Source organism: Parasphingorhabdus sp. (genome assembly GCF_039968395.1).
In the GTDB taxonomy this organism is placed as follows: Bacteria; Pseudomonadota; Alphaproteobacteria; order Sphingomonadales; family Sphingomonadaceae; genus Parasphingorhabdus.
The window spans coordinates 282,610-302,336 of the sequence record NZ_JBDVPV010000004.1 but is presented as its reverse complement, the minus strand read 5'-3'; the positions used below and the strand labels follow the sequence as shown (position 1 = coordinate 302,336).

Here is a 19,727-nt window from a genome sequence, read left to right as displayed (position 1 = left end):
CCGAAAGCGGACACTAGAATTTCGTCAAACTCTATCAGTTTTTGGGTTCAGTCAGCAATGGCTTCAAGTGTATGTTCACTCAAATGTCCGGGCAGTTCTTGAGCCGCTGTTCAATTGGAACAAGTCGCAAGCGTTGTGAAGTTTCCGGCAATTCATTGCGAGCCTTGTAGGATAGAAATACCTTCTGCGAAGCCCGCATTAACTCACAAGCTTTTTGCCGATTCTTGAGCGACCAGTAAATCTTTGCAGCTTCGTCCACTCGGTGGGCGTAGCGCATTGGCGGAAAATCGTCTTTGCCATCCAGTCCTTCACTTAACAATGCATCCCGCAATCCCTGTTGTGTGGCTTCAACTGCGTCAGCATTTCGACCTTGTGCGACCGCAACACTGGCATATGTAAGTGAGATAACACTCAAATCACGCTGTAAACCTTTGTCGCTTGGATCGTCGACGAGATCCTGCCGCATACTCCTATAAATCGGGGTGATAATCGCGTCAGCTTCTTCCGGTCGGCCTTCGTCAACCAGTATCTGTGACAAATTTCTGGCAATCGTGGCATATTGGCGACGTGCAGACGGCGAAGCCCCATGCTCTGCGATAAGCCGTCGTTGAGCGAGCAATACTGATTGGAACTGATTTATGGCGGCTGGCTGTCGATCAGTTTTTGCAACAAAATACAGATAGCCCGCCATCAATTGTCGAAGGTCGATCAAGGCTTGCTGAACTGACGGTGCTCTACGAATCCTTTCCGGCGCCTTGCTGATCCGCACAATTCCTTCCTGAAGCGCGCGGCGTCCGCCATCCGGATCGTAGTTGCAGCACATGAGCGAGTCACCAAGATAGCGTTGTGATTCTCCGTAGGCTGCGACACTCTCGACAGAGGGCTTGGTTATCTCCAACAGTAACATCGATGCTCTTTTTGCATGCTCGGGAGCACCGTGTGTGTCTTCATAAGTCAGTAATTTGTCACGAGCCAGGCTGACATGGATTTTGGCGAGCACCAATCGGACATCGTCAGTTGGTGATTCCTTGTAGATTGGTTCGACAATTTTTGCCGCCTCCTCGAATAACGCGAGACCGTCGTTCCATTTGCCAATATTTCCGATAGCAATTGTTCCGGTCGCGGTTGCAAGTCGATAGTAACCACGCCCGGCGGCAAGACGCATTTTGCGCGTTGCATTTGGGTTTTCTGACAGAGAACGCAGATATGTTTGCGCGGTGGTGGCAACCAAATGCCGCTCCTCTGTCGCTCCCGGCAGACTGCTGATGCCGTCAAAAACATCGAACATCAACACATTCGCCATGTCCTGGGTTTCGGTTAAACTCAGTTCAGCCTCATTGCGTGCAGTTTCGGTTACGCGATAAGCTTGCGTGACAACAACCAAAGCGGATACCGTAAGCAGAAAAATCGCGAATATCGATCCGACCATCAGTTTTTGTCGTTTGACGAATTTCCCGAGCCGGTAACTTCGGCCGTTTGCGAAAGCTTGTACCGGAAAACATTCACGATAATCCTGAAGATCACTTTTTAAGCCTGTCGCTGTGGCATAGCGATCTCGCGGATCATCGCTGGCCGCCTTATCTGCGATTGCGGCAAGTTCGGAATCGCTGTGATCCTTGATCAGCAGGTGCAAAATCCTGCCGAGCGAATATATATCGGACAGGGTGTTTGCTTCGGGGCCCGTGGATCGTTCTGGTGCAGCGAAGCCTGGTGTAAGGCTCAGCCCACTGAAAGTGGAAGCGGTTCCTTCATCTCCACCTTCGACCTGCGGACGCGCAATACCAAAATCGATAAGCTTAACTTGATCGCCTTCGGCAACCAGTACGTTGCTTGGAGTCAGGTCGCGGTGAATGACAAGATTTTGATGCGCAAATTCCACTGCATCACAAATTTGCAGGAACAAGTGCAAACGGCGGTCGAGATTCGGCTTTTGTTCCACCATCCATTCTGACAGAGGAACTCCATCCACATATTCCATAACGATGTAGGGTGATCCATCCTCCATCTCTCCACCATCGTGCAAATGGGCGATATGCTGATGATTGAGTTGTGCGAGGATTTGACGTTCACGGCGAAAACGTTCGATCAAGATATCGGTCAGTAATCCCGGTTTGATAAGTTTGATCGCCACCACATGGTCAAAGTCGTCCGATGCACGCTCGCCCATGTAGACAGCGCCCATGCCACCTTTGCCGAGCATGCGTAGAATCCGGTATGCGCCTATTCGTTCCGGATCGCTGTCATCGTTATGCTGCAGCGAAGCAGCACCGCCTGTTTGGAGCGAACCCAGCGAGTTTGAGTCCGCCTTCAACAGTTGCAGAGCCCGAGCTATGATTTCCCCGTCTATGTCTGATTGATCGGCAATAAAGGCTGAGCGATTTTCGAATGGTTGTTCCATCGCCCGCTCAAAAAGTTCCATCGCAGCCAGATCAACTGATGGCTTTGGATCCGCCATGTATCAATCCTTTAATCGGTCATGCAACCAGGCGCGCGTTGAAACCCAGCGCCGCTTTACAGTGGCTTCGGATAGATCAAGGACCAAAGCGATATCCGCGATAGACATGCCACCAAAAAATCGCATTTCGACGATATCGGCGCGAGCTTGATCCATGTCTTTCAGTTCGTCGAGCAGCCAGTCAAGAGTGAGCAGCTCAATTGGTCGGTCCCAAACACCGACATTGGTGAGCAGAGTGACTTTGGCGTGATCGCGCTTCCCGCTTTTGCGTTTGCGCGCATGGTCGACCAGCACTTGTCGCATAATACGTGATGCCAAAGCGAGAATATGAGCTTTGCTTTGCAGATCTATTTTGGTGAGTTTTGAAAGTCGAATAACGGCTTCGTTGATGAGATCTCCAGTAGAGAGGGAGGAATTCTTTTCGCCGGCCAATTTCGCTGCGGCAATCAGATTGAGCTCCCGTTCTAGATCACTCAACAACCGATTTCCTGCTTCACGGTCTCCCGCCTGCCAGCCAGCCATTAGAGCTTTGTGATCTAATATCCCCGACACTTTTGTCTTCCCCCTGTTCAACTTGATATCCCAAGTTACGGCGTTTTTCCAGCCACTTGCATCTGGCTGTTGGCGCACGGGGAAATCGACAACAACAATTGATAAAAAGGTTGGCCGTGCAATCAATGTTGCACGGCCAGTTCGGGCGGGTCGCATTCCCGAACAGGTTAAAATATCTCGGTTCCGACAACTTCTCATCTGCGAGCTTTCTGGTTGATCGCTTTTGGCTCGATCATAAAGGCGCAGAAACAGCCAAAAAAGGCTCAGAAAATGATGCTGTTCAAAAAGATTCGATATTTCTGGAAAATTTTGATCCGATTTCTGAAGTTTTAACGCCTTGTTAACTGCGGTCGAATTTTTCGGGCTGTTTCAGGTGAGTATGTTCACAATCAGAATGGCCCAAAGACAATAGAGGAAGAAAACAGAATGAAACAGAAAATAGCTACCTTTTGTTCGGTAATAGCCGTCGCAACAATGTCTTCGCAGGCAAACGCAGCTGTATTGTATGAATTTGAACTTTTCTCATCGTTCGAACTAACGAATGGCGGAGAAGAATTTACCAGCGGCGAGTTTTCCTTCACCGCGCCTACTTTCGTTTCATCGGTATCGCAAACGATCGTTCCCGTGGGCGACTTGCTAAGTTGTTCGATAATCACAAACCTGGAAACGGGAACTTGCCGAGATCATACAATGGATCCTGAATTTGAATTAGGCACGGACATGATACGATTTGGGTTTGAGACAAGTTTAAACGCAGGGACCAGATTCTATCATTTTGCTGACGGAGCATTTAATACGGCCGGAATATACGACAGTATACGCTTTGGTGACAGTCAGGCCGGTCGTTTGACCGTCACGGATCTGGCGGCAGGTGGTGTACCGGAACCGGCCACGTGGGGGATGATGATTTTCGGTTTTGGTTTGATAGGCGGTGCAATGCGGCGTCAGCGAAAAGCCAATGTGAAAGTCAACTTCATATAACTGAGTTTTTGAGTTGCGACCCAGATGCCTCGTTGGATGATATCCAGCGAGGCATTTCGCGCCGGCAATCCAAAAAAAGCATTCGCCCGTCCGCTCATATGACCGGAGCAGAAATTTATGTTGCGTCCGCTCTATCCCGAAAGCGGACACTAGCCAGCCCCATTTTTATCGTCAGTTTTTGACGGACGCAGGAAACTGGTGCTCCACCCTTTTCCACGATCTTCCCATTGGAGCGGTTCCATGATTGCTCGTCGTTCGTCAGGTTCGGTCAACAGGATCAGGAGCCGACGCCGCGCTTCTTGCGCAGCATTTACTACCGCCTGCCAAAAAGGGTCAGCAAGGATTGCTTTGACATCATAATCGTCATTGGTTGGGCTATTGTAGGCATCTGCTAGATCGTGGAACTCTTTTACAGCACTAGCTTCATCTCGGTTCAAATGACTCCGTTCGACCCTTTGTTGGTAGGCGTTATCATCGCCCGCAAGTGCGTCATCGAAATAGCAACACATGCATTCGACAAAAGAATAGTGCGGATTGCGCTCCTGTGGGTCCAGCCAGCGCGACTGTTGGACATCGGTATCACAAAAAGCTTGGATATAACTCAACCAGCTTAAACGCCAGTTACGCCGCTGATCTTCTTCAGATGGTATCGACACTCGTTATTCCTCCCTTCGTCGCCCACTCTATCCCATGTCCGCTATATCCCGAAAGCGGACATTAGAAATTCTGCGCGAACCCACATTATCTGCACAATTGTATTGATGCAATTTTGCTCGGTTTGAGCTTAATCTCGAGACTCTATGGTTGCAATCCAATCGATCACAGCATCGACATAGCCGCGTGGCAGTCTGTGTTTGCTGTCAAACTCAACTCTAGTCAGCTTTTCGCCACCAGCATTTGCCAATGCATCATTTTCGGCATTGCTTGAAAATTGATCCTTACTTGCGGTAATCAAAAGCCATCGGGCTTGCACCTTGCTGGCATGGGTGATGGGCGCAACAACCTTTGCACTTTGCGCTGCCGGTGGCACCATGGTGACAATATGCGTCACTTCCTTGTGCCTCGCCGCGAATAGCACCGCCATTTGCGCGCCCATGCTGTATCCCGCTGCCAATATGTGTTTGGGTGGCCCAAAATTCTTATTCACTTTTGCAAGCAACACATCATAGTCGCTCAACGTACCTTCAATCATGGCCAGATAGGGCTCAGGCTTGCCTGACCGGAGGTTTTTAAGCCGCTCAAGCGGTCTCATATCGTCTTTTCGGGCGCCATGGGATCGTGCGTCCAATGCGACAACCCGATATCCCTTGCTGATCAGTTCCTTGGTGATCAGGTCGGTATAGGCACCGTGATTATCGGCGAGCCAACCCAGACTGGAACCGGTCATGCCGTGCATCAGAATGGCCAAGGGAGCGTCTTTTTCAGTCTTTATGTTTTGATAGATAAAGCCGGTAATCCGGTTTCCATCGGGTGCCTCCAAAGCAAGCTGCTGAACATTTGTTTGCGCATCCGCACTGGTGCTGCTCAGGAACGTAGCCGGGACTGCAAGGGCAATCATTATTGCTATCATAATTTTATTCACTGGAATCTCCATAATATCTGGAGACTGTTTAGCGCGGACATTGTCAAACCAGTGTCAAACGAAACGCAATCAGTTCTTTTAAGGACACCGCCATTCTGCTGCGGCTGTCCTACCAAGAAATCGTGACGGTTGTTCCGCCTTCTTCGCGGGCTGCAACCGCGATCTTCATGCCAAAATGCGAAGACAGTCTTTTCACCAACGAAAGACCTATCCCAAAGCCGGCACCATCATTCGGCGAAGCATCAAACCCGACGCCTGTGTCTTCTATGCTCACGCTTCTTTCGGATATCGAGAGCGAGACTGTTCCTTCGTTTGTATAGCCAATCGCATTGCGAAACAGGTTGCCGATAATGACCTGCGCGACTGCTTCGGGGACTGGTATGTCGACATCTCTATTCCCAGAGATATCGATTTCCACTTTGTCATCGCGCAACAGATGCTCATTTGCTTCGATGGCATATTGGCCTGATTTCCAGGCGTTACATCTTGTGTTGTCCGGTTCCCGGCCGAGCCATAAAATTCCCTCGGTCAAAAGCCGCATGCTTCCGAGCGATGATTCCAGTCTTGTGAAGGCAGAGCTTTTGTAGCCGTCTTTTTCGATGATCTCGGCTGCGCCAACCGCGACTGCCAATGGCGTGCGCAGTTCGTGACTGACGTCCCGGTTAAACTGCCGCTCACGTTGCATCAGATTTTCGATATGCCTGTCTTTGTCGGCGATTGCTTTTGCTAAAACCTCGATTTCGACGAGTCCATTGCTTAGTCCCAATGTCGCCGGTTCGAGCGGGATATGAGAGGTTACAGCTGCTGCCATTTTCTCAATTGGTGTACTGAGCTTTTTCGTCATGCGCCTAACGAAGAAAATGCTCACAAGCAGCATTAGCGCGCCCAGCAAAGCTATCAATATCACAAAACCCCAAACCTGTTTTGTTGACCGGACATAGGGACGTGCATTGAATATCAGATATTGTTTTGCTTCATTGTTGCCACGTACTGCAAGGTGATAGTGCCCGTGCTCACCGCCAAAAACTTCATATTCCCCCGCTTTCCAATCGGGCTTTATCTGACTGGCGAGCCAATCGGGCATCCCCTTGGTCCCTTGAAAATACTCCATTTCCAATCCGGAAACGGTTTGTTTCACTTCAGAATCCAGTTGAACAGATTCAGAAAGCTCATCTGCCTTCATGCTAACCTGATTTTCAAAAATCTGGTCTTCAAGATCGAACCCGAACATTACCGCCATAAACACGGTGATCAAAAAACACACACCGATAGACGTGATAAAATTGCGAAGCACCAGATCATTTACTTTTTGAGGCCTTCTATTCATCGGATGATCTTTCCTTGAGGCGATAGCCGCGAGTGCGATCGGTCTCGATCTCACAACGGGTTTTCAGCGATGACAATATTTTACGTAGATTATATATATGCGTCCTGAGTGCACCGGAATTTGGCGGTTCGTCACCCCAAATTCGATAGGAAATAGTCTCGCCGGAAATTGCATTCGGTGCAACCTCTATCAGGAGCCTTAAAATGACTCCCTCTTTATTGTTGAGAGGCTTTGAGGAAGATCCAAGGCTCACGACATTATCGGCAGGATCAAATGCCAGATCACCGTAACCTAGCGACGTTGCATTTTTGATTTTTGGGCGTTTGGCAAGTGCATCAATCCGGATTTTCAGTTCCCGCAACGCGAAAGGCTTTGTCAGATAATCATCTGCGCCAGCGGCAAATCCGACTTCCTTGTCTTCCAGCGTATCGCGCGCGGTTAGCATCAGGATGGGCGATTGCAAATCGGCTTCGCTCTTGTAAGCTTTGCACAGATCAATACCGCCGCGCCTCGGCAGCATCAGGTCGAGAACAATGACATCATAGTCATTGGCTAGCGCCAGCTCTAGCCCGTGATCGCCATTATAGGCGAAGTCCAGAACATAATCAGGCTCCAGGAACTCGGCGATATTCGCCTGTATATCCAGATTATCTTCAACCACCAAAACTCGCATCAGCTAGCCCATCTCCAAAACCTGACTGCGCAAACTAACACAAGCCAACGCATAATTCGCCCAAGCTTTCGCTTACCGAGATCAATGTCAAAAAACTGTCAAACCTGACTTCACATTGATTTGACATCGGGCAGCTTATTCACAAGTCCACATCATATTTTTCGAGGACTGCATGGATCATCAAATCGAATTGAAAGACGTCGGCCACTATTTTGATACGCCTCATGGCCGCATCTCCTTGTTTGACAAGTTATCGCTGTCATTTGTTGGCGGGAGCACGCACGCGATCGTGGGGCCATCGGGTGTCGGCAAGTCCAGTCTATTGTCATTGGCTGCCGGTCTTGAGCCGCCGCGCTTGGGACAGATAATATTTACTTGCGATGGCGAGCAAATATCAACGGTTAAACTGCGCCAGAGATCAGGATTTGTTTTCCAGCAATTTCACCTCATGCAGGAATTGGACGCGCTGGGGAATATTGCGTTACCGCTGCGGTTGAACGGCAACAAGCAAGCCTATGACATTGCCAAAGGATGGTTGAAGAAAATCAACCTGGAAGACCGCGCACATCATAAACCCACACAGCTTAGTGGCGGAGAACAACAGCGAGTAGCGATCGCACGAGCATTTGTCACTAACCCTGCCTTCATCTTTGCTGACGAGCCAACCGGAAATCTGGATGAAGCGACTTCGGGCAACATAGCAGACCTTATGTTTGATTTCGCCGAGGAAACTAGATCCGCCCTGATCATTGTAACGCACAGTTCTGCACTCGCGGAACGTGCTGATAACTGTTTTGCACTTTCCGAAGCGCATCTCGAGAAAATCAAATGAACTGGATTAAACTTGCCTTCGATAATTTCCTCAACGACAGCAAGTCGAGTGATGGCCGTCTCGTGATACTGACCCAGATCACATTGATACTATTTCTTGCAACATTGTCCTTAACCAGTGCTTCGGTGCAGCAGTTTCTGAATGGCAATCTCAACAATATGTTGGGCGCAGATATTTCTGTTTCCGGGCCACGCCCATTGTCCAGCAGTGATGAACGGCTGCTTTCAGACAAAGCTGCAAACCTTGCCCAAATACAGATGATCCCGCTGGCCATTTCCTTGCGCGGGGAAACCATTTCAGTGCAACTGAAAATCGTTGGTGATAACTACCCGTTGCAAGGCAGCCTCAAAATCGGGACTGCGGAAAATCAATCCATCCAGAATACCATCGAGCACGGCCCACCACCGGGAGAAATATGGTTGGGTCCCAGGGCCAGTAGCAAGCTTGGCGCAAATATTGGTGATCGCATCGCGATTGGCGACGAAACATTCCGTTTCGGCGCGATTATATACCATGAGCCTGATCGGTTGATGGAAGGTCATTCCGTTTCGATGCGAGCATTGATCAATAGCGAGTCCCTATCGATTGAAGATTTCAAGAGTAGCAAGATGCTATATCGCTATTTGTTAACAGCATCGCCTGCTCAGCAAAATGACATTGAAAACTGGGCTTCTGAAACACTCAGTGATTTCACTTTGCTCACAAAATCCGGCGGCGGTCATCCACTGGCATTATTCTGGCAGCGAACCGAGAATTTCCTGGGTCTCGCATCGGTAATTCTCTTTTTCCTCGCCGCGATCGCCATAGATATGGCCAATCGACGTTATCTCGAACGGCAGAAGCAACGTCTGGCTGTCTATCTGAGTTTTGGTCAGACATTGGTGTCCTGCCTCCGGCTGTCTCTATTGCAGTGGTTGCTGGGTTTCCTGCTCTCTTTTGTGATCGCAATTGGTCTCGCTTATGTCGCGCAGTATTTTTTGACCGGGCAGCTCTCCAATCAATTCCCCGGCATCACATGGGACTGGCATCCAGCTACTATTGCGACGACCGCAGGCTTGATATTTCTCCTGTTGCTCGCGTTTCAAATCCCCATGTTGTGGCAGCTTGGCCGTACATCACTGGTTAGTCTGATCCGGGCGGTGGAATATCCGTCCGCGCAGTTCCTGAGGATATTCTGGGGGTTCGCAAGCATCTCGCTGCTCGCCGCATATTACTCGGACAATTTTCTGCTGACTGGATTGACTCTGGGTGCGTTGGGCGCCGCTCTTTTGCTCATGGCAATCCTGAGCTGGATTGTTTTGACGGCAGGCGAATTTTGGGGACGACAATATCCCGGATTATTGTCCTTCAACTTCTTCATCATGAAACAACGGATTTTGAGCAAGTCATCCCAGATACTCGGGCTCGGTCTATGCAGTTTACTGCTGCTTTTCACGCTCATGCTGATGAAGGATATTGGCGATACGATGAAAGGCTATACGCGCGCAAATGATGGCAATTTGATGGTCGCAGAACTGCAAGCAAAAGATAAGCCTGCGCTCGAGAATTGGGCACAGAAGAACCAGAGCGAGATTCGGCAATTGCGGCCGTATGCTGCCGCAAAATTATCCGAAATTAACGGCCTACCCATCGATGAGGCAATTACCACTCCCAGCGAGGCACTGGCCACTGTCAAAAAGTCGATCCGGCTCCATTGGTCAGAGGCCATCCCGTCAAACAATCGAGTGGCTGGAGGGAAATGGTGGTCTGACAATGAATCGAACTGGAATCAAGTCTCCGCCGAAGAAGAAGTGATGACCGACCTGGGTTTGAGCTATGGAGATCAATTGACCTTTGTAATCGATGGTACGGCAACAGAATTTGAATTGGTCGCCAGCCATGCCTTCAAACCGGGAAGAGGTTCGGTGACATTCTGGTTCCAAACCCCCGAACGAGCGATTGAAGTCATCAAACCAGATGTCTTCTATATGGGAAGCATCGAACTCCCGGATGCAGCATGGAGCGAACTTGGTTCGCTTTGGAAAAACCATCCGTCGTTATCGCTGGTCCCGTTGAAGGAACTAACCCAACGCTTTGATAATTTGCTGGCGATGGTCACCAAGCTGGTGGTTGGTTACGCCACTATGGTGCTGATCATGACGGCACTGGTGATCGCCGCTTCGATGAAGGGCTTCGAAGCCGAAGATCGGCAAAAAAATGGTCTTCTGATGAGCATGGGCGTGACCAAAAAGGCATGCGTAAAACTAGCTCTTTATGACTGGCTCACTGTGTCCCTGATCGCCGGAATCGGCGCGATATCGGGAACTTGGCTTGCCGGTTTTCTGATCTACCAATCGCAATTCTCCATGGTCTATGAGCCCGATCCACTCTGGCTTGTCGGTACGATGCTTGCAATCGGTGTTACGGTTTGCGGGATCGGCGTTATCTACAGCCGCAATAGCCTCTCTACATCCGTCAACAATCTGTTGATGGATTGATCGACACAACGAAAGCAACCAACGAAAACCCGAGGACCTTCCAGTTCCGGACGGGAAGAAGGCGCAAATCTAGGGTACGCTTTTGCGCCCATTGCTGACACTAGAGCTGCGACTGCTTTGTCCCGAAAACGGATGCTATCTTCGACTTTGATTAACGGCAATTGCTGGGCCGTTAGCGGACTGTCTTCTTTGCAATGACAGCGCTTTGAGGGCTGACGTTCTGCTTCTTTACCAAAAGTGGACTCAATGAACAAAGTACTGCTCTGGACTATTGAACGCTTGACTTCTTTTGAGTGCCGGACGGACTTTATCCGATCGACATAAGTCGAAAAATGTTCGGCATCCGTCATGCTGGCTGGCGGTGACCAAAAGGCAACTGAACAACAGCTATCAAACCTTTTGGCTCATTCGGCTCAAGCTTCAAAACGCCATCGTGACCATCGACAATAGCCTTGGCAATAGCAAGACCGAGACCAAGCCCTCCTTGCTCACTTTCTCGGGCTTCTGAAAGACGGGTAAAAGGATCAAAGACGTCAGCTATCTGATCATCTGGGATCCCAGATCCCTCATCCAGAACCCGGATTTGAACATACTCGTCGCCTTTGACCAGATCCACATCGGCGCTTCCACTGTACTTTATGGCATTGTCAATCAAGTTGCGGATCGCACGAGCCAAAGCGATGGGACGACAATGATAGTGCAAGTTATCCTCACCTTTAAAACGGACTTTTTTTCCGAGTTCTTCAAATTCACTACACTCACTTTCAATAAGCGCCCGCAGATCGACATATTGTTTTGGTTCAGACCTTGATTCTCCACGCACATAGTCAAGCGCGGATGCAGTGATGCGTTCCATTTTTTCAATGCTGGCGATGATTTCTTCGCGCGCTTCGTCATTTTCAATGAGTTCGGCCTTTACCCGAAGGGCTGTAAGCGGGGTACGGATATCATGTCCAACCGACGCCAGCATCTGCGTGCGTCGCTTCACTTCATCGCGCACATCGCGTTGCATTGCGTTGAACCTTCCAATGGCATGCCTGATATCGGCTGGCCCGTTTTCTTTAACCTCTTCTACTTCCAGATTGGTGCCAAATCTCGATACAGCTTTCGTCAGGTCGGACAGAGGACGTGTAAGACGGCGAATGAAAAAGAGTGCAACCATACCGACCAAAAGGAAAAACAGGCCAATCCACATCGCGGAATAGATTGACTCACTACCAAACTCGAATTTTCGTTCAGGCAGGCTTAGGTTCAACCATTCTCCTGTCTTGAGACGGATACTGATCACGATGCCGTTGTTCGGAAAGTCAAGCTCACCGGGATCGCATTGGGCAAAAGCAAAATCTTTTTCGGCAAAGGTAGCATTCGCAACAGATATGTCGTCCATCGACTTACCCAGAGACATAAAGTCCGAAGTCGTTTCCAGACTGGTTACAATGAAACGTTGAATATCGTTTGTAACCGTTGTTTCCGATGGAGGCGCATACGGTTCGTTAGTCAAATTGTATCCATAGTTGCAAGATGAAATTGTTTCCACAAATCCTTGCATTTCTTCGGGTCTCATTCGATCCAAACTTAGAAGCCTGATCGCGATTGTCTTGGCTGTGTCTATGCTTTTCGCCCGCTCCTCGACGGTACTGTTTTGCGCCACTTGATAGACGGTTGATCCAACTAGCAAGACAAAGAAGGCCAAAACAAGAATTACAAAAATCTGGTTCTCAGCCGAGGCGAACGAAAATCGGGATCGTTTCTCACTCACGACCAAACAAGCTCCGCTGCGAACACATATCCACCGCCCCATTTGGTTTGAATGATCATAGGGTTTTTCGTGTCTTTTTCCAGTTTGTGCCGCAAACGACTGATCTGGTTGTCAATCCGGCGATCAAATACGGGAGCACTGACGCCGCGCGTGAGATCCAGGAGTTGATCTCTGGAAAGGGTGGTACCTGCATGTTCAATCAGAGCCAGAAGGAGGGCATGTTCTCCTGAGCTCAATGGTACAATCAGTTCATGTGGACCGACAATCTGTTTTTGCGAAAGGTCAAACTGCCAACGATCAAATCTAACCGTACCATTCAGACGCTCTGAGCGTGGCGGCAGCATTTGGGTGCGTCGGAGTACGGTTTTGATGCGAGCCTTGAGTTCTCTGGGATTAAAGGGTTTTGAAACATAATCATCGGCGCCAAGTTCCAGTCCGACAATGCGGTCAGTGTCGTCCTTTAACGCCGTCAGCAGAATAATCGGTATGCGAGTGGTCGCCTGCAATCTTTTGCAGATAGAAAATCCATCTTCGCCGGGCATCATTACATCAAGCACAATCAGGTCAATACTGGCTTTGGACATTATCCTGTCCATCTCGCGCCCGTTCTCAACGTCGCTGACCCGATACCCGCTCTCACCAAGATATTTTGCGAGTGGACGCCGGATATCGCGCTCGTCATCAATGATCAGAATATGTGGGCTCTGCGTTGTCGGCATAGGTTTAAGGTCCACCATTTTTGACGGTAATATCGGAACGGGCCGCTGCACGGTCAGGTTTTTTGTATCAAAATGTCTCAAAATCGAATCTCGAGAAATTCTGATACAATATTGGTATTGGCCCGACGGCGATGACGGCATAGCCTCCGTGATATGAACATCGATATCATCCCAATCAAGCAACTCGAAAATGGTGGAGAAATTATGGGCAAAATATTGACCAAAATCGCTGTTGTGATTTGCTTGCTCATGCTTCCCTTTGCCAGCGCGCAGGCCAATGAACGCAAATCCTATGAAATGCCGCGGACGGAGGTCGCGCCAATTCAGGAAAGCGGCACGGACCGACAATATGAACTCTATATCAAACTGCCCGAAGACTATGCGGAAAATACCGATGCCAGATATCCGGTGATCTACACAACGGATGCGGAGGTGCACATGGATATGCTGTCCGGTTCCACTGAATTTTTGATGCCAGAGGTTATAGTGGTCGGAATTTCCTGGCAGAAAAATCTTGGCGATGAGAGAGAAAACGCCAGTCGTTTTCGGGATTACAGCTTCGTCAAACACAACAATGCCGAACTTCAAGAAAGGTTCCATTTTGGGCAAGCCAGCAATCACCTGTCTTTTATTCGCAACCAAGTGATCAAATATGTAGAAACCAACTATCGGGCGGATCCGGATGAACGCAGCTATTTTGGCTATTCCATGGGTGGTGGATTTGGTACTTTTGTACTGCTTTCCGAACCCGATACCTTCAAACACTATATTCTTGGCAGTCCGTCCCGTTACCAGCGGGCAATTGACTTCTTCGATGATCTCGAGGCCAAAACAGCAGTTCAGCACAAAGGGCAGAGCGCGAATGTTTTCGTATCTATTGGCGAACGTGAAAATCAAATGGAGAATATGAGAACCCTCACGTCTTTGCTAAAGCGGAGAAGCGGATCAGGTGTGGCGCTTGCGGGCCTCGAGATCATCGAAGATTCGGATCATGGCACGGCTTTTCCGGAAACCGTAATCCGCAGCGTCAAATGGTTAGCAAAGCTGAACACCGTCACAAAACCCTATCTGGGACAGAAGTTACCGGGTTTAACCCCTGAGGCCTTCGCTCCCGGACTGGTTTCGACAGATAGATGGGAATATGGCGGTGTATTCTCACCTGATATGAAAGAATTCTATCTCCTGAAGGACGATGAAAAGGAGAAAACCTCATTTGTCGTCTTTCAATATGAGAGCGGGGAGTGGCGTGAGTCCGTGATATCCCAAAGGGTAGGACAACCGTTTATCTCTCCGGATGGCAAGACTATGCATTTGGGCAAGCGATATAAAGAGCGTACCGAAACTGGATGGTCTGAGATAAGAAATCTTGGCGGTCAGTTCGAGGACATCCGTGTCATGCGCCTGACCGCTTCGACTGAAGGAACTTACTATTTTGATGAAGTAGGTACTGATGGAGATGGCCAAATCCGATATTCACGATTGGTAGATGGCAAAAGAGAAGACCCAAGATTGGCGAGCGAGGCAATCAACACCGGAACATGGCTAGCCCATCCCTTCATCGCTCCGGATGAGTCCTACATCTTATGGGATGGCAGAAGAGAGGGTGGCTTTGGCAGTTCTGACATCTACCTCAGCTTTAGGCAAAAAGACGGATCATGGGGTGATGCCATTAACCTGGGCGATAAGATAAATACAGATGCCTGGGAAGCATCGGCGAGCGTGACACCGGACGGAAAATACCTTTTCTTCCATAGAATGGTAAGCGAAGGCAATGTGGATATATTCTGGGTGGATGCGCAGATTGTTGAGAACTTGCGAGCCCAACAATAGTTCGGTGAGAAACCGTCATTGAAGATTTAGATCACGGCGCCCCATCCCCCTCGGCTGTCATTCGCGGTGTGAAATCGCTGGCAAAGCTGGACGACGAATGATCCTCGGCAAATTTTGAAAGATAGTAAAATGAAAAATTTTGGGAGATTAAAATGACCATTGACTTGAAGTTCAAAGCTTTTCTCACCGCCGTCTTGCTTAGCAGCGCAGCTGCTGCAAGTGCAGAAGAAAGTAATGGCCCGGCACCGGAGGCTACGGCTGTTCAGGCCGCACTCTCATTCAGGGATATTCCGCTTCTTGAGAGCGCCTTTGTCGACACGTCGCCAGCAGACAGAGACGATGGTGTTTCGGTGGGCGAATTGGGTCTTGACGGTGGCAAGAAAGACAATATTGTCAAGCTGGCCCAGGAGATTGCCGACGGTGAACACGGTAAGTATGACAGCCTGCTTATCGCCCACAAGGATAAGCTCCTGTTTGAATCCTATTATCTGCGGGGGCGCATCAATCTGGCGCACGGCCAAGCCTCAGCCACCAAAGCCCATACCAGCTTGATACTGGGCCGTGCGATTCAGCTCGGATATCTGACCATGGCCGATCTGGACAAGCCGTTGATTGGTTTTCTGAAGAACCTTGACCGGACAAAACTTGTCGACGGTGCAGAAAAAATCACGCTCCACAAGGCATTGACTATGCATGGTGGGCTTAGCATCAATCGCGAAAATTGGGAAGAGATCGAGAAAAACCCTGTTCCGCTTCAACGTCAGGGTCTGGTTCAGACCCTTCTTGAGCACTCGAGACCGATCACCGAAGAGTCCCAAACCTACCTGTATGGCAATTTCAATCCAATGTTGGTGATGACGGTCATTGATGCTGTCGTGCCCGGTACGGCCGAGGATTTCATCAAAAAAGAGGTTTTGGATAAGTTGGGCATCACAAATTACAGCTGGGACACCCATGTCAGCGGCCTGCCACAGGCGGGTTGGATGGTGAGTATGACATCGCGTGACATGCTCAAATGGGGCAGTGTAGTCCTCAACGAAGGCAAACTAAACGGCGAACAATTTGTTCCCACAGAATATCTCGCCAAAGCCACTAGCGGCCTCGTCAAACCGACGGAGGATTGGATGCCGGAGACCTATCGCTATGGCTATTTTTTCTATCAAACGCCTGTTGAGGTTGGTGACAAAAGCTATAACGCCACTTTTGCCTGGGGCGGCGGCGGACAACGCATCATCGTGGTGGATGAGCTTGATCTAACCATTGTGATCACTGGCCATGACCGGGAAGATCAAATCATGGCCAGCATATCAAATGCCATACTACCGGCTTTTGCCGAACAAAGGTGAGTCACTTCAGCCAAATCTTCTGCGATTGTGATGAAAGCGGCCGTTGTTTTTAGGGCTGCCATTTCGCTTCCGATCCATTTGCCGTCACTAATGTGAGACGGGCCGTAGAATGCCCAATTTGCCCGACAGCACCGATGCATCAAAGATAGAATGGGCCCCACATGAAGAACTGAGCACCGAAAACACCAATGGCCATGAACAGCGTAGCAACCACGATAACGCCGGTGACCATCCGCATTCGCATGGCTGATGCGCTGTCTTGAGCGGAAAAGTATAGTTCCAGTATAGCCAACGGTGCCAGATAACAGGCAAATTGCATCACGATAAAAGCCGGTGCGCTCAATCCCCCATCCAACCCCCATCCGCCAGTGGTAATCGACCAGGCCATCACCATTAGCCGTAAAAACCAAACGCCATTGGCCACCATGAACGTTCGCATGGCCCAGCGGCTGTGTTTGTCGATCTGACGCCTTGCCGCAAGTCGCCAGGCAACGATTGCGAATGTTAAAATCAACAGTCCATCAATTGTTATCGCCACCGCACCCACAAGGTTCTCAACTTCGCCTCTCAGCCAGGTCATCATGATTCCACCCGTTGCCATCAAGAGGGCCATCACCATGAAGCTTCGCCCAATCCACCTGTGAAGCGCTGGCATGTGGTGCCGAATGAAAGGAAGCAGCTGGAGCATTCCGCCCAGGGAAATAATCGTGGCGCCAAATACATGGGTTATAAACATGAAGTTGCCCATGTTGTCGCCATCAACATGACCAACAACGATCGGTTTGTCATTCCACGTTGCGAAATCGCCGCTGATGGTGCGGGTGCCGTAATACATGACTATGAATGCAACAAAGGCGATCTGGCCGGCCAAGGCGATGAGATACCAAAACTGGCCTGACCGCCTGAGCCATTTTTCGGCGGCGGCAGTTCGGGTTTCCAAAGGGGGCGATTGGGCAAGATCGGTAAGGGGTTTGTTGGCGGTAGGCATTGGCACGCTCCATCAGTTTTGTTCTCAAGAAAAAAGGCTGCTGGACAAATTGCGCAGTTTCGTGGGACAGTCTCGCCGATTTGGAAATCGGCCATCGATTTGCATGAGAATTCGAAAATCAGTGCATGTTTTTGCGCGAGGAGTCTGAACCAGTGAAGTCTGACGCTTTATCGCCTCTTGTGAGGTTCCGGCTATTGGGTCCTGTCATCGACGAATGGGTTGCCACTCTCATCAAGAAGCACCCTTTTGGCCAACGCCATAACGTTTATTTTATGCTGTTCGCTGTATCGGCCATGCTGTCTTCATACGTTCGAAGTATCGGCGTTGATGCCAATCTTCTTTCTGGCCTCGCCGCAATGCTCGGTAGCGTAACCTGTGGCTGGGCCTGGCTATTCGTGCGCTCTCTTTTCATACCATCGCGCGAAGAGGCCGCGGCGCCGTTGATGGTGGTACTCTTCATTCTCATCCTTCAGTTTGTAGGTGCCGCTGGTGTAACGCTGGACAGCGGTGAGGCGGCTGTACTCAGGATGACAGGCAACGTCGTTGGCATGGTTGGCTCAACGTTTGTAATCGTGACCCTGGTAGAAATCGCGCGCCACATTCCTGGGACGCAAAAAGGCCCCGAACGCCGGTTTAGGCAGCTCTTTACAGCCGGATATCTCGCGCTGATTATTATGGCAGTTTTCATGGTGGAAGGGGCTCGAGAGGGATCGTTTTTTAGCACACACACCAAGACGATCCAGAGCATTGCCGCTTTAACTGCATTGGCGGGAGCCATAGGAGCTCTGAGGTTCAGGCGCCGGCATCCTTTGACGCCCAGATTGATCGAGGATCAAGCGGCGCAACCATCAGCATTGCCGACGGCTGCAGGCAGACGATTAGCGAGGCGCGTCGAAGAACTTATGCATAAGCCTGAGGTCTTTACCCAGCCTTCCGTTAAGGTTGCTGACATCGCAGCTCAACTGGGTGAACACGACTACCTTGTTTCAAAAGCAATCACCCAGGTGTTGGGACAGCCAAATTTCAATCGGTACATAAATCGCTTTCGTGTGGAGCAGGCGCAAATGATGTTATGTGATCCTGAACTGAGCGGGAGTTCCATCCTCGTAATTGCACTCGACTGCGGTTTTGCGTCAATCGGGCCATTCAACCGGGCGTTCCGAGAGGAGACGGGAATGTCTCCAAGTGCTTACCGGCAACAGAGTGCTCGCAGCCGGTAAGCTGCTTGCGATCCTCGGGTTCGCTGCCTGAATACAAACCAACGGATAAGGGCTCTCTCCAATCATCTATACTTGGATGTGACAAACGCCCTGACGGCGGGCGGTCCTTGGAGCTCTGGAACACAAGGAAACGAAATCGATCGGGCTGTCGCTCGGCCATTGGAGCATCTTTCTGGCGATCCACTCCATCGGCAACTAGAAGTTGAGATTTGGGTCGTGAGCCGAACGGCCGCTCTTCGAATGCAGCATGCACAAAGCTGAGATTCCGCTCTCGGCCCAGTAATTGTCGTTAAAAACGACCTAAGCTAATGTCCGCTTTCGGGATAAAGCGGTCACAACGATAGAGACTGCTTTGGGCGCAAAAGCGGACATTAGGTCTGACGCTTGTTCTGTTAACAATCGCCGTTATAAAAACTCCCATGACAAAAGAATCCATAAAATTGACGCCTTATCGTGCAGGTTCTCTTGAAGAAGTTTTGGAACTCACTGTTCGGGCTTGGACACCTGTTTTTCCAAAAATGGAGAAGGAAATTCCATCGTACGTTTACAAAGCTTTCTATCCCAGTGGCTGGCAAGCTAGGCAGCTTGCGGATGTTGAAGCAATGTGCAGCGACGGAGAAACGGAAATATGGTTGGCCTTGAAGGGCGGTGAGATAGCGGGTTATTTAGGGCTTCGTTCACATCCAGAAGACTCGATGGGAGAGATATACATAATTGCGGTCGATCCCCATTACCAAAGACAAGGGGTTGGCGCGGCTCTTATGGACTTCGCCTTGAGTTGGATGAAACAAAAGGGGCTAGCTATGGCAATGGTTGAAACAGGTGGAGACGAAGGGCATTCTCCTTCTCGCGCAACTTATGAACATGCTGGTTTCGAACGCTACCCCGTTGCTCGTTACTTTCGAAAAGTCTAACTCGTCCAACCTACCGCACGATGTTTTGGAATGCACTTATGTCCGCTATGGGCGCAAAAGCAGACATGGGGC

Annotated in this window: 17 protein-coding genes; 8 read left to right on the top strand and 9 right to left on the bottom strand. The window is 49.9% G+C overall.

Annotated elements, in window-relative coordinates; translation table 11 throughout:
* Window positions 1–79: 79 nt before the first annotated feature.
* A complete protein-coding gene (locus ABJI30_RS10560; RefSeq protein ID WP_348018154.1) occupies window positions 80–2,455 on the bottom strand; it encodes a serine/threonine-protein kinase in 2,376 nt (791 codons plus the stop codon).
* A gap of 3 nt (window positions 2,456–2,458) precedes the next feature.
* Entirely contained in the window at window positions 2,459–2,977 is a 519-nt protein-coding gene (locus ABJI30_RS10555) for an ECF-type sigma factor (protein WP_348018178.1), read from the bottom strand.
* An 86-nt stretch (window positions 2,978–3,063) separates the two neighbouring features.
* Between ABJI30_RS10555 and ABJI30_RS10550 the strand changes: the two genes are divergently transcribed.
* Both ABJI30_RS10550 and ABJI30_RS10545 read left to right on the top strand, forming a co-directional pair.
* Complete coding sequence (locus ABJI30_RS10550; protein WP_348018153.1) at window positions 3,064–3,351, top strand: hypothetical protein; 288 nt, start codon at window positions 3,064–3,066, stop codon at window positions 3,349–3,351.
* 82 nt (window positions 3,352–3,433) lie between these two features.
* Window positions 3,434–3,988: a PEPxxWA-CTERM sorting domain-containing protein gene (locus tag ABJI30_RS10545; RefSeq protein ID WP_348018152.1), complete on the top strand. Its 555-nt coding sequence runs from the start codon at window positions 3,434–3,436 to the stop codon at window positions 3,986–3,988.
* A gap of 149 nt (window positions 3,989–4,137) precedes the next feature.
* On the opposite strand, the gene ABJI30_RS10540 is transcribed toward ABJI30_RS10545, so the two are convergent.
* The 4 genes from ABJI30_RS10540 to ABJI30_RS10525 form a co-directional block, all read right to left on the bottom strand.
* Window positions 4,138–4,644, bottom strand: coding sequence for a hypothetical protein (locus ABJI30_RS10540; RefSeq protein ID WP_348018151.1), 507 nt, complete (start codon window positions 4,642–4,644; stop codon window positions 4,138–4,140).
* A 128-nt stretch (window positions 4,645–4,772) separates the two neighbouring features.
* Window positions 4,773–5,546 (bottom strand): alpha/beta fold hydrolase, encoded by a 774-nt coding sequence (locus tag ABJI30_RS10535; RefSeq protein ID WP_348018150.1) that lies wholly within the window; start codon window positions 5,544–5,546, stop codon window positions 4,773–4,775.
* A 133-nt stretch (window positions 5,547–5,679) separates the two neighbouring features.
* The gene (locus tag ABJI30_RS10530; protein ID WP_348018149.1) at window positions 5,680–6,897 is read right to left on the bottom strand and encodes a HAMP domain-containing sensor histidine kinase; all 1,218 of its coding nucleotides are present in this window, start codon (window positions 6,895–6,897) and stop codon (window positions 5,680–5,682) included.
* Window positions 6,890–7,570 (bottom strand): response regulator transcription factor, encoded by a 681-nt coding sequence (locus ABJI30_RS10525; RefSeq protein ID WP_348018148.1) that lies wholly within the window; start codon window positions 7,568–7,570, stop codon window positions 6,890–6,892. Before ABJI30_RS10525 ends, ABJI30_RS10530 begins: the two co-directional genes overlap by 8 nt.
* Window positions 7,571–7,742: 172 nt before the next feature.
* Here ABJI30_RS10525 and ABJI30_RS10520 point away from each other — a divergent pair, with 172 nt between their 5' ends.
* Window positions 7,743–8,402, top strand: coding sequence for an ABC transporter ATP-binding protein (locus ABJI30_RS10520; RefSeq protein ID WP_348018147.1), 660 nt, complete (start codon window positions 7,743–7,745; stop codon window positions 8,400–8,402).
* The gene (locus ABJI30_RS10515; protein ID WP_348018146.1) at window positions 8,399–10,879 is read left to right on the top strand and encodes an FtsX-like permease family protein; all 2,481 of its coding nucleotides are present in this window, start codon (window positions 8,399–8,401) and stop codon (window positions 10,877–10,879) included. Before ABJI30_RS10520 ends, ABJI30_RS10515 begins: the two co-directional genes overlap by 4 nt.
* Before the next feature lie 346 nt (window positions 10,880–11,225).
* Here the strand turns inward: ABJI30_RS10515 and ABJI30_RS10510 are convergent, their stop codons facing one another.
* Complete coding sequence (locus ABJI30_RS10510) at window positions 11,226–12,638, bottom strand: ATP-binding protein (RefSeq protein ID WP_348018145.1); 1,413 nt, start codon at window positions 12,636–12,638, stop codon at window positions 11,226–11,228.
* The gene (locus tag ABJI30_RS10505) at window positions 12,635–13,357 is read right to left on the bottom strand and encodes a response regulator (RefSeq protein ID WP_348018144.1); all 723 of its coding nucleotides are present in this window, start codon (window positions 13,355–13,357) and stop codon (window positions 12,635–12,637) included. Before ABJI30_RS10505 ends, ABJI30_RS10510 begins: the two co-directional genes overlap by 4 nt.
* A 153-nt stretch (window positions 13,358–13,510) precedes the next feature.
* On the opposite strand from ABJI30_RS10505, the gene ABJI30_RS10500 reads away from it, so the two are divergent.
* Entirely contained in the window at window positions 13,511–15,187 is a 1,677-nt protein-coding gene (locus ABJI30_RS10500) for an alpha/beta hydrolase-fold protein (protein WP_348018143.1), read from the top strand.
* Window positions 15,188–15,339: 152 nt separating this feature from the next.
* Window positions 15,340–16,533, top strand: a complete 1,194-nt coding sequence (locus tag ABJI30_RS10495) for a serine hydrolase (RefSeq protein ID WP_348018142.1) — start codon at window positions 15,340–15,342, stop codon at window positions 16,531–16,533.
* Window positions 16,534–16,672: 139 nt separating this feature from the next.
* On the opposite strand, the gene ABJI30_RS10490 is transcribed toward ABJI30_RS10495, so the two are convergent.
* Window positions 16,673–17,521, bottom strand: coding sequence for a DUF2306 domain-containing protein (locus tag ABJI30_RS10490; RefSeq protein WP_348018141.1), 849 nt, complete (start codon window positions 17,519–17,521; stop codon window positions 16,673–16,675).
* Between the two features lie 152 nt (window positions 17,522–17,673).
* Between ABJI30_RS10490 and ABJI30_RS10485 the strand changes: the two genes are divergently transcribed.
* Both ABJI30_RS10485 and ABJI30_RS10480 read left to right on the top strand, forming a co-directional pair.
* Entirely contained in the window at window positions 17,674–18,741 is a 1,068-nt protein-coding gene (locus ABJI30_RS10485; RefSeq protein WP_348025481.1) for an AraC family transcriptional regulator, read from the top strand.
* Between the two features lie 419 nt (window positions 18,742–19,160).
* Window positions 19,161–19,655 carry a GNAT family N-acetyltransferase gene (locus ABJI30_RS10480; RefSeq protein ID WP_348018139.1) on the top strand — a complete coding sequence of 165 codons (495 nt, stop codon included), beginning with the start codon at window positions 19,161–19,163 and terminating at the stop codon, window positions 19,653–19,655.
* The last annotated feature ends 72 nt before the right edge of the window (window positions 19,656–19,727 follow it).

Excerpts from the sequence above, each read along its gene's own strand:
- ABJI30_RS10560 (WP_348018154.1), bottom strand. The coding sequence starts at position 2,455 with ATGGCGGATCCAAAGCCATCAGTTGATCTGGCTGCGATGGAACTTTTT.
- ABJI30_RS10555 (WP_348018178.1), bottom strand. The coding sequence starts at position 2,977 with ATGGCTGGCTGGCAGGCGGGAGACCGTGAAGCAGGAAATCGGTTGTTG.
- ABJI30_RS10545 (WP_348018152.1), top strand. The coding sequence starts at position 3,434 with ATGAAACAGAAAATAGCTACCTTTTGTTCGGTAATAGCCGTCGCAACA.
- ABJI30_RS10535 (WP_348018150.1), bottom strand. The coding sequence starts at position 5,546 with ATGATTGCCCTTGCAGTCCCGGCTACGTTCCTGAGCAGCACCAGTGCG.
- ABJI30_RS10530 (WP_348018149.1), bottom strand. The coding sequence starts at position 6,897 with ATGAATAGAAGGCCTCAAAAAGTAAATGATCTGGTGCTTCGCAATTTT.
- ABJI30_RS10525 (WP_348018148.1), bottom strand. The coding sequence starts at position 7,570 with ATGCGAGTTTTGGTGGTTGAAGATAATCTGGATATACAGGCGAATATC.
- ABJI30_RS10520 (WP_348018147.1), top strand. The coding sequence starts at position 7,743 with ATGGATCATCAAATCGAATTGAAAGACGTCGGCCACTATTTTGATACG.
- ABJI30_RS10515 (WP_348018146.1), top strand. The coding sequence starts at position 8,399 with ATGAACTGGATTAAACTTGCCTTCGATAATTTCCTCAACGACAGCAAG.
- ABJI30_RS10505 (WP_348018144.1), bottom strand. The coding sequence starts at position 13,357 with ATGCCGACAACGCAGAGCCCACATATTCTGATCATTGATGACGAGCGC.
- ABJI30_RS10500 (WP_348018143.1), top strand. The coding sequence starts at position 13,511 with ATGAACATCGATATCATCCCAATCAAGCAACTCGAAAATGGTGGAGAA.
- ABJI30_RS10495 (WP_348018142.1), top strand. The coding sequence starts at position 15,340 with ATGACCATTGACTTGAAGTTCAAAGCTTTTCTCACCGCCGTCTTGCTT.
- ABJI30_RS10490 (WP_348018141.1), bottom strand. The coding sequence starts at position 17,521 with ATGCCTACCGCCAACAAACCCCTTACCGATCTTGCCCAATCGCCCCCT.
- ABJI30_RS10480 (WP_348018139.1), top strand. The coding sequence starts at position 19,161 with ATGACAAAAGAATCCATAAAATTGACGCCTTATCGTGCAGGTTCTCTT.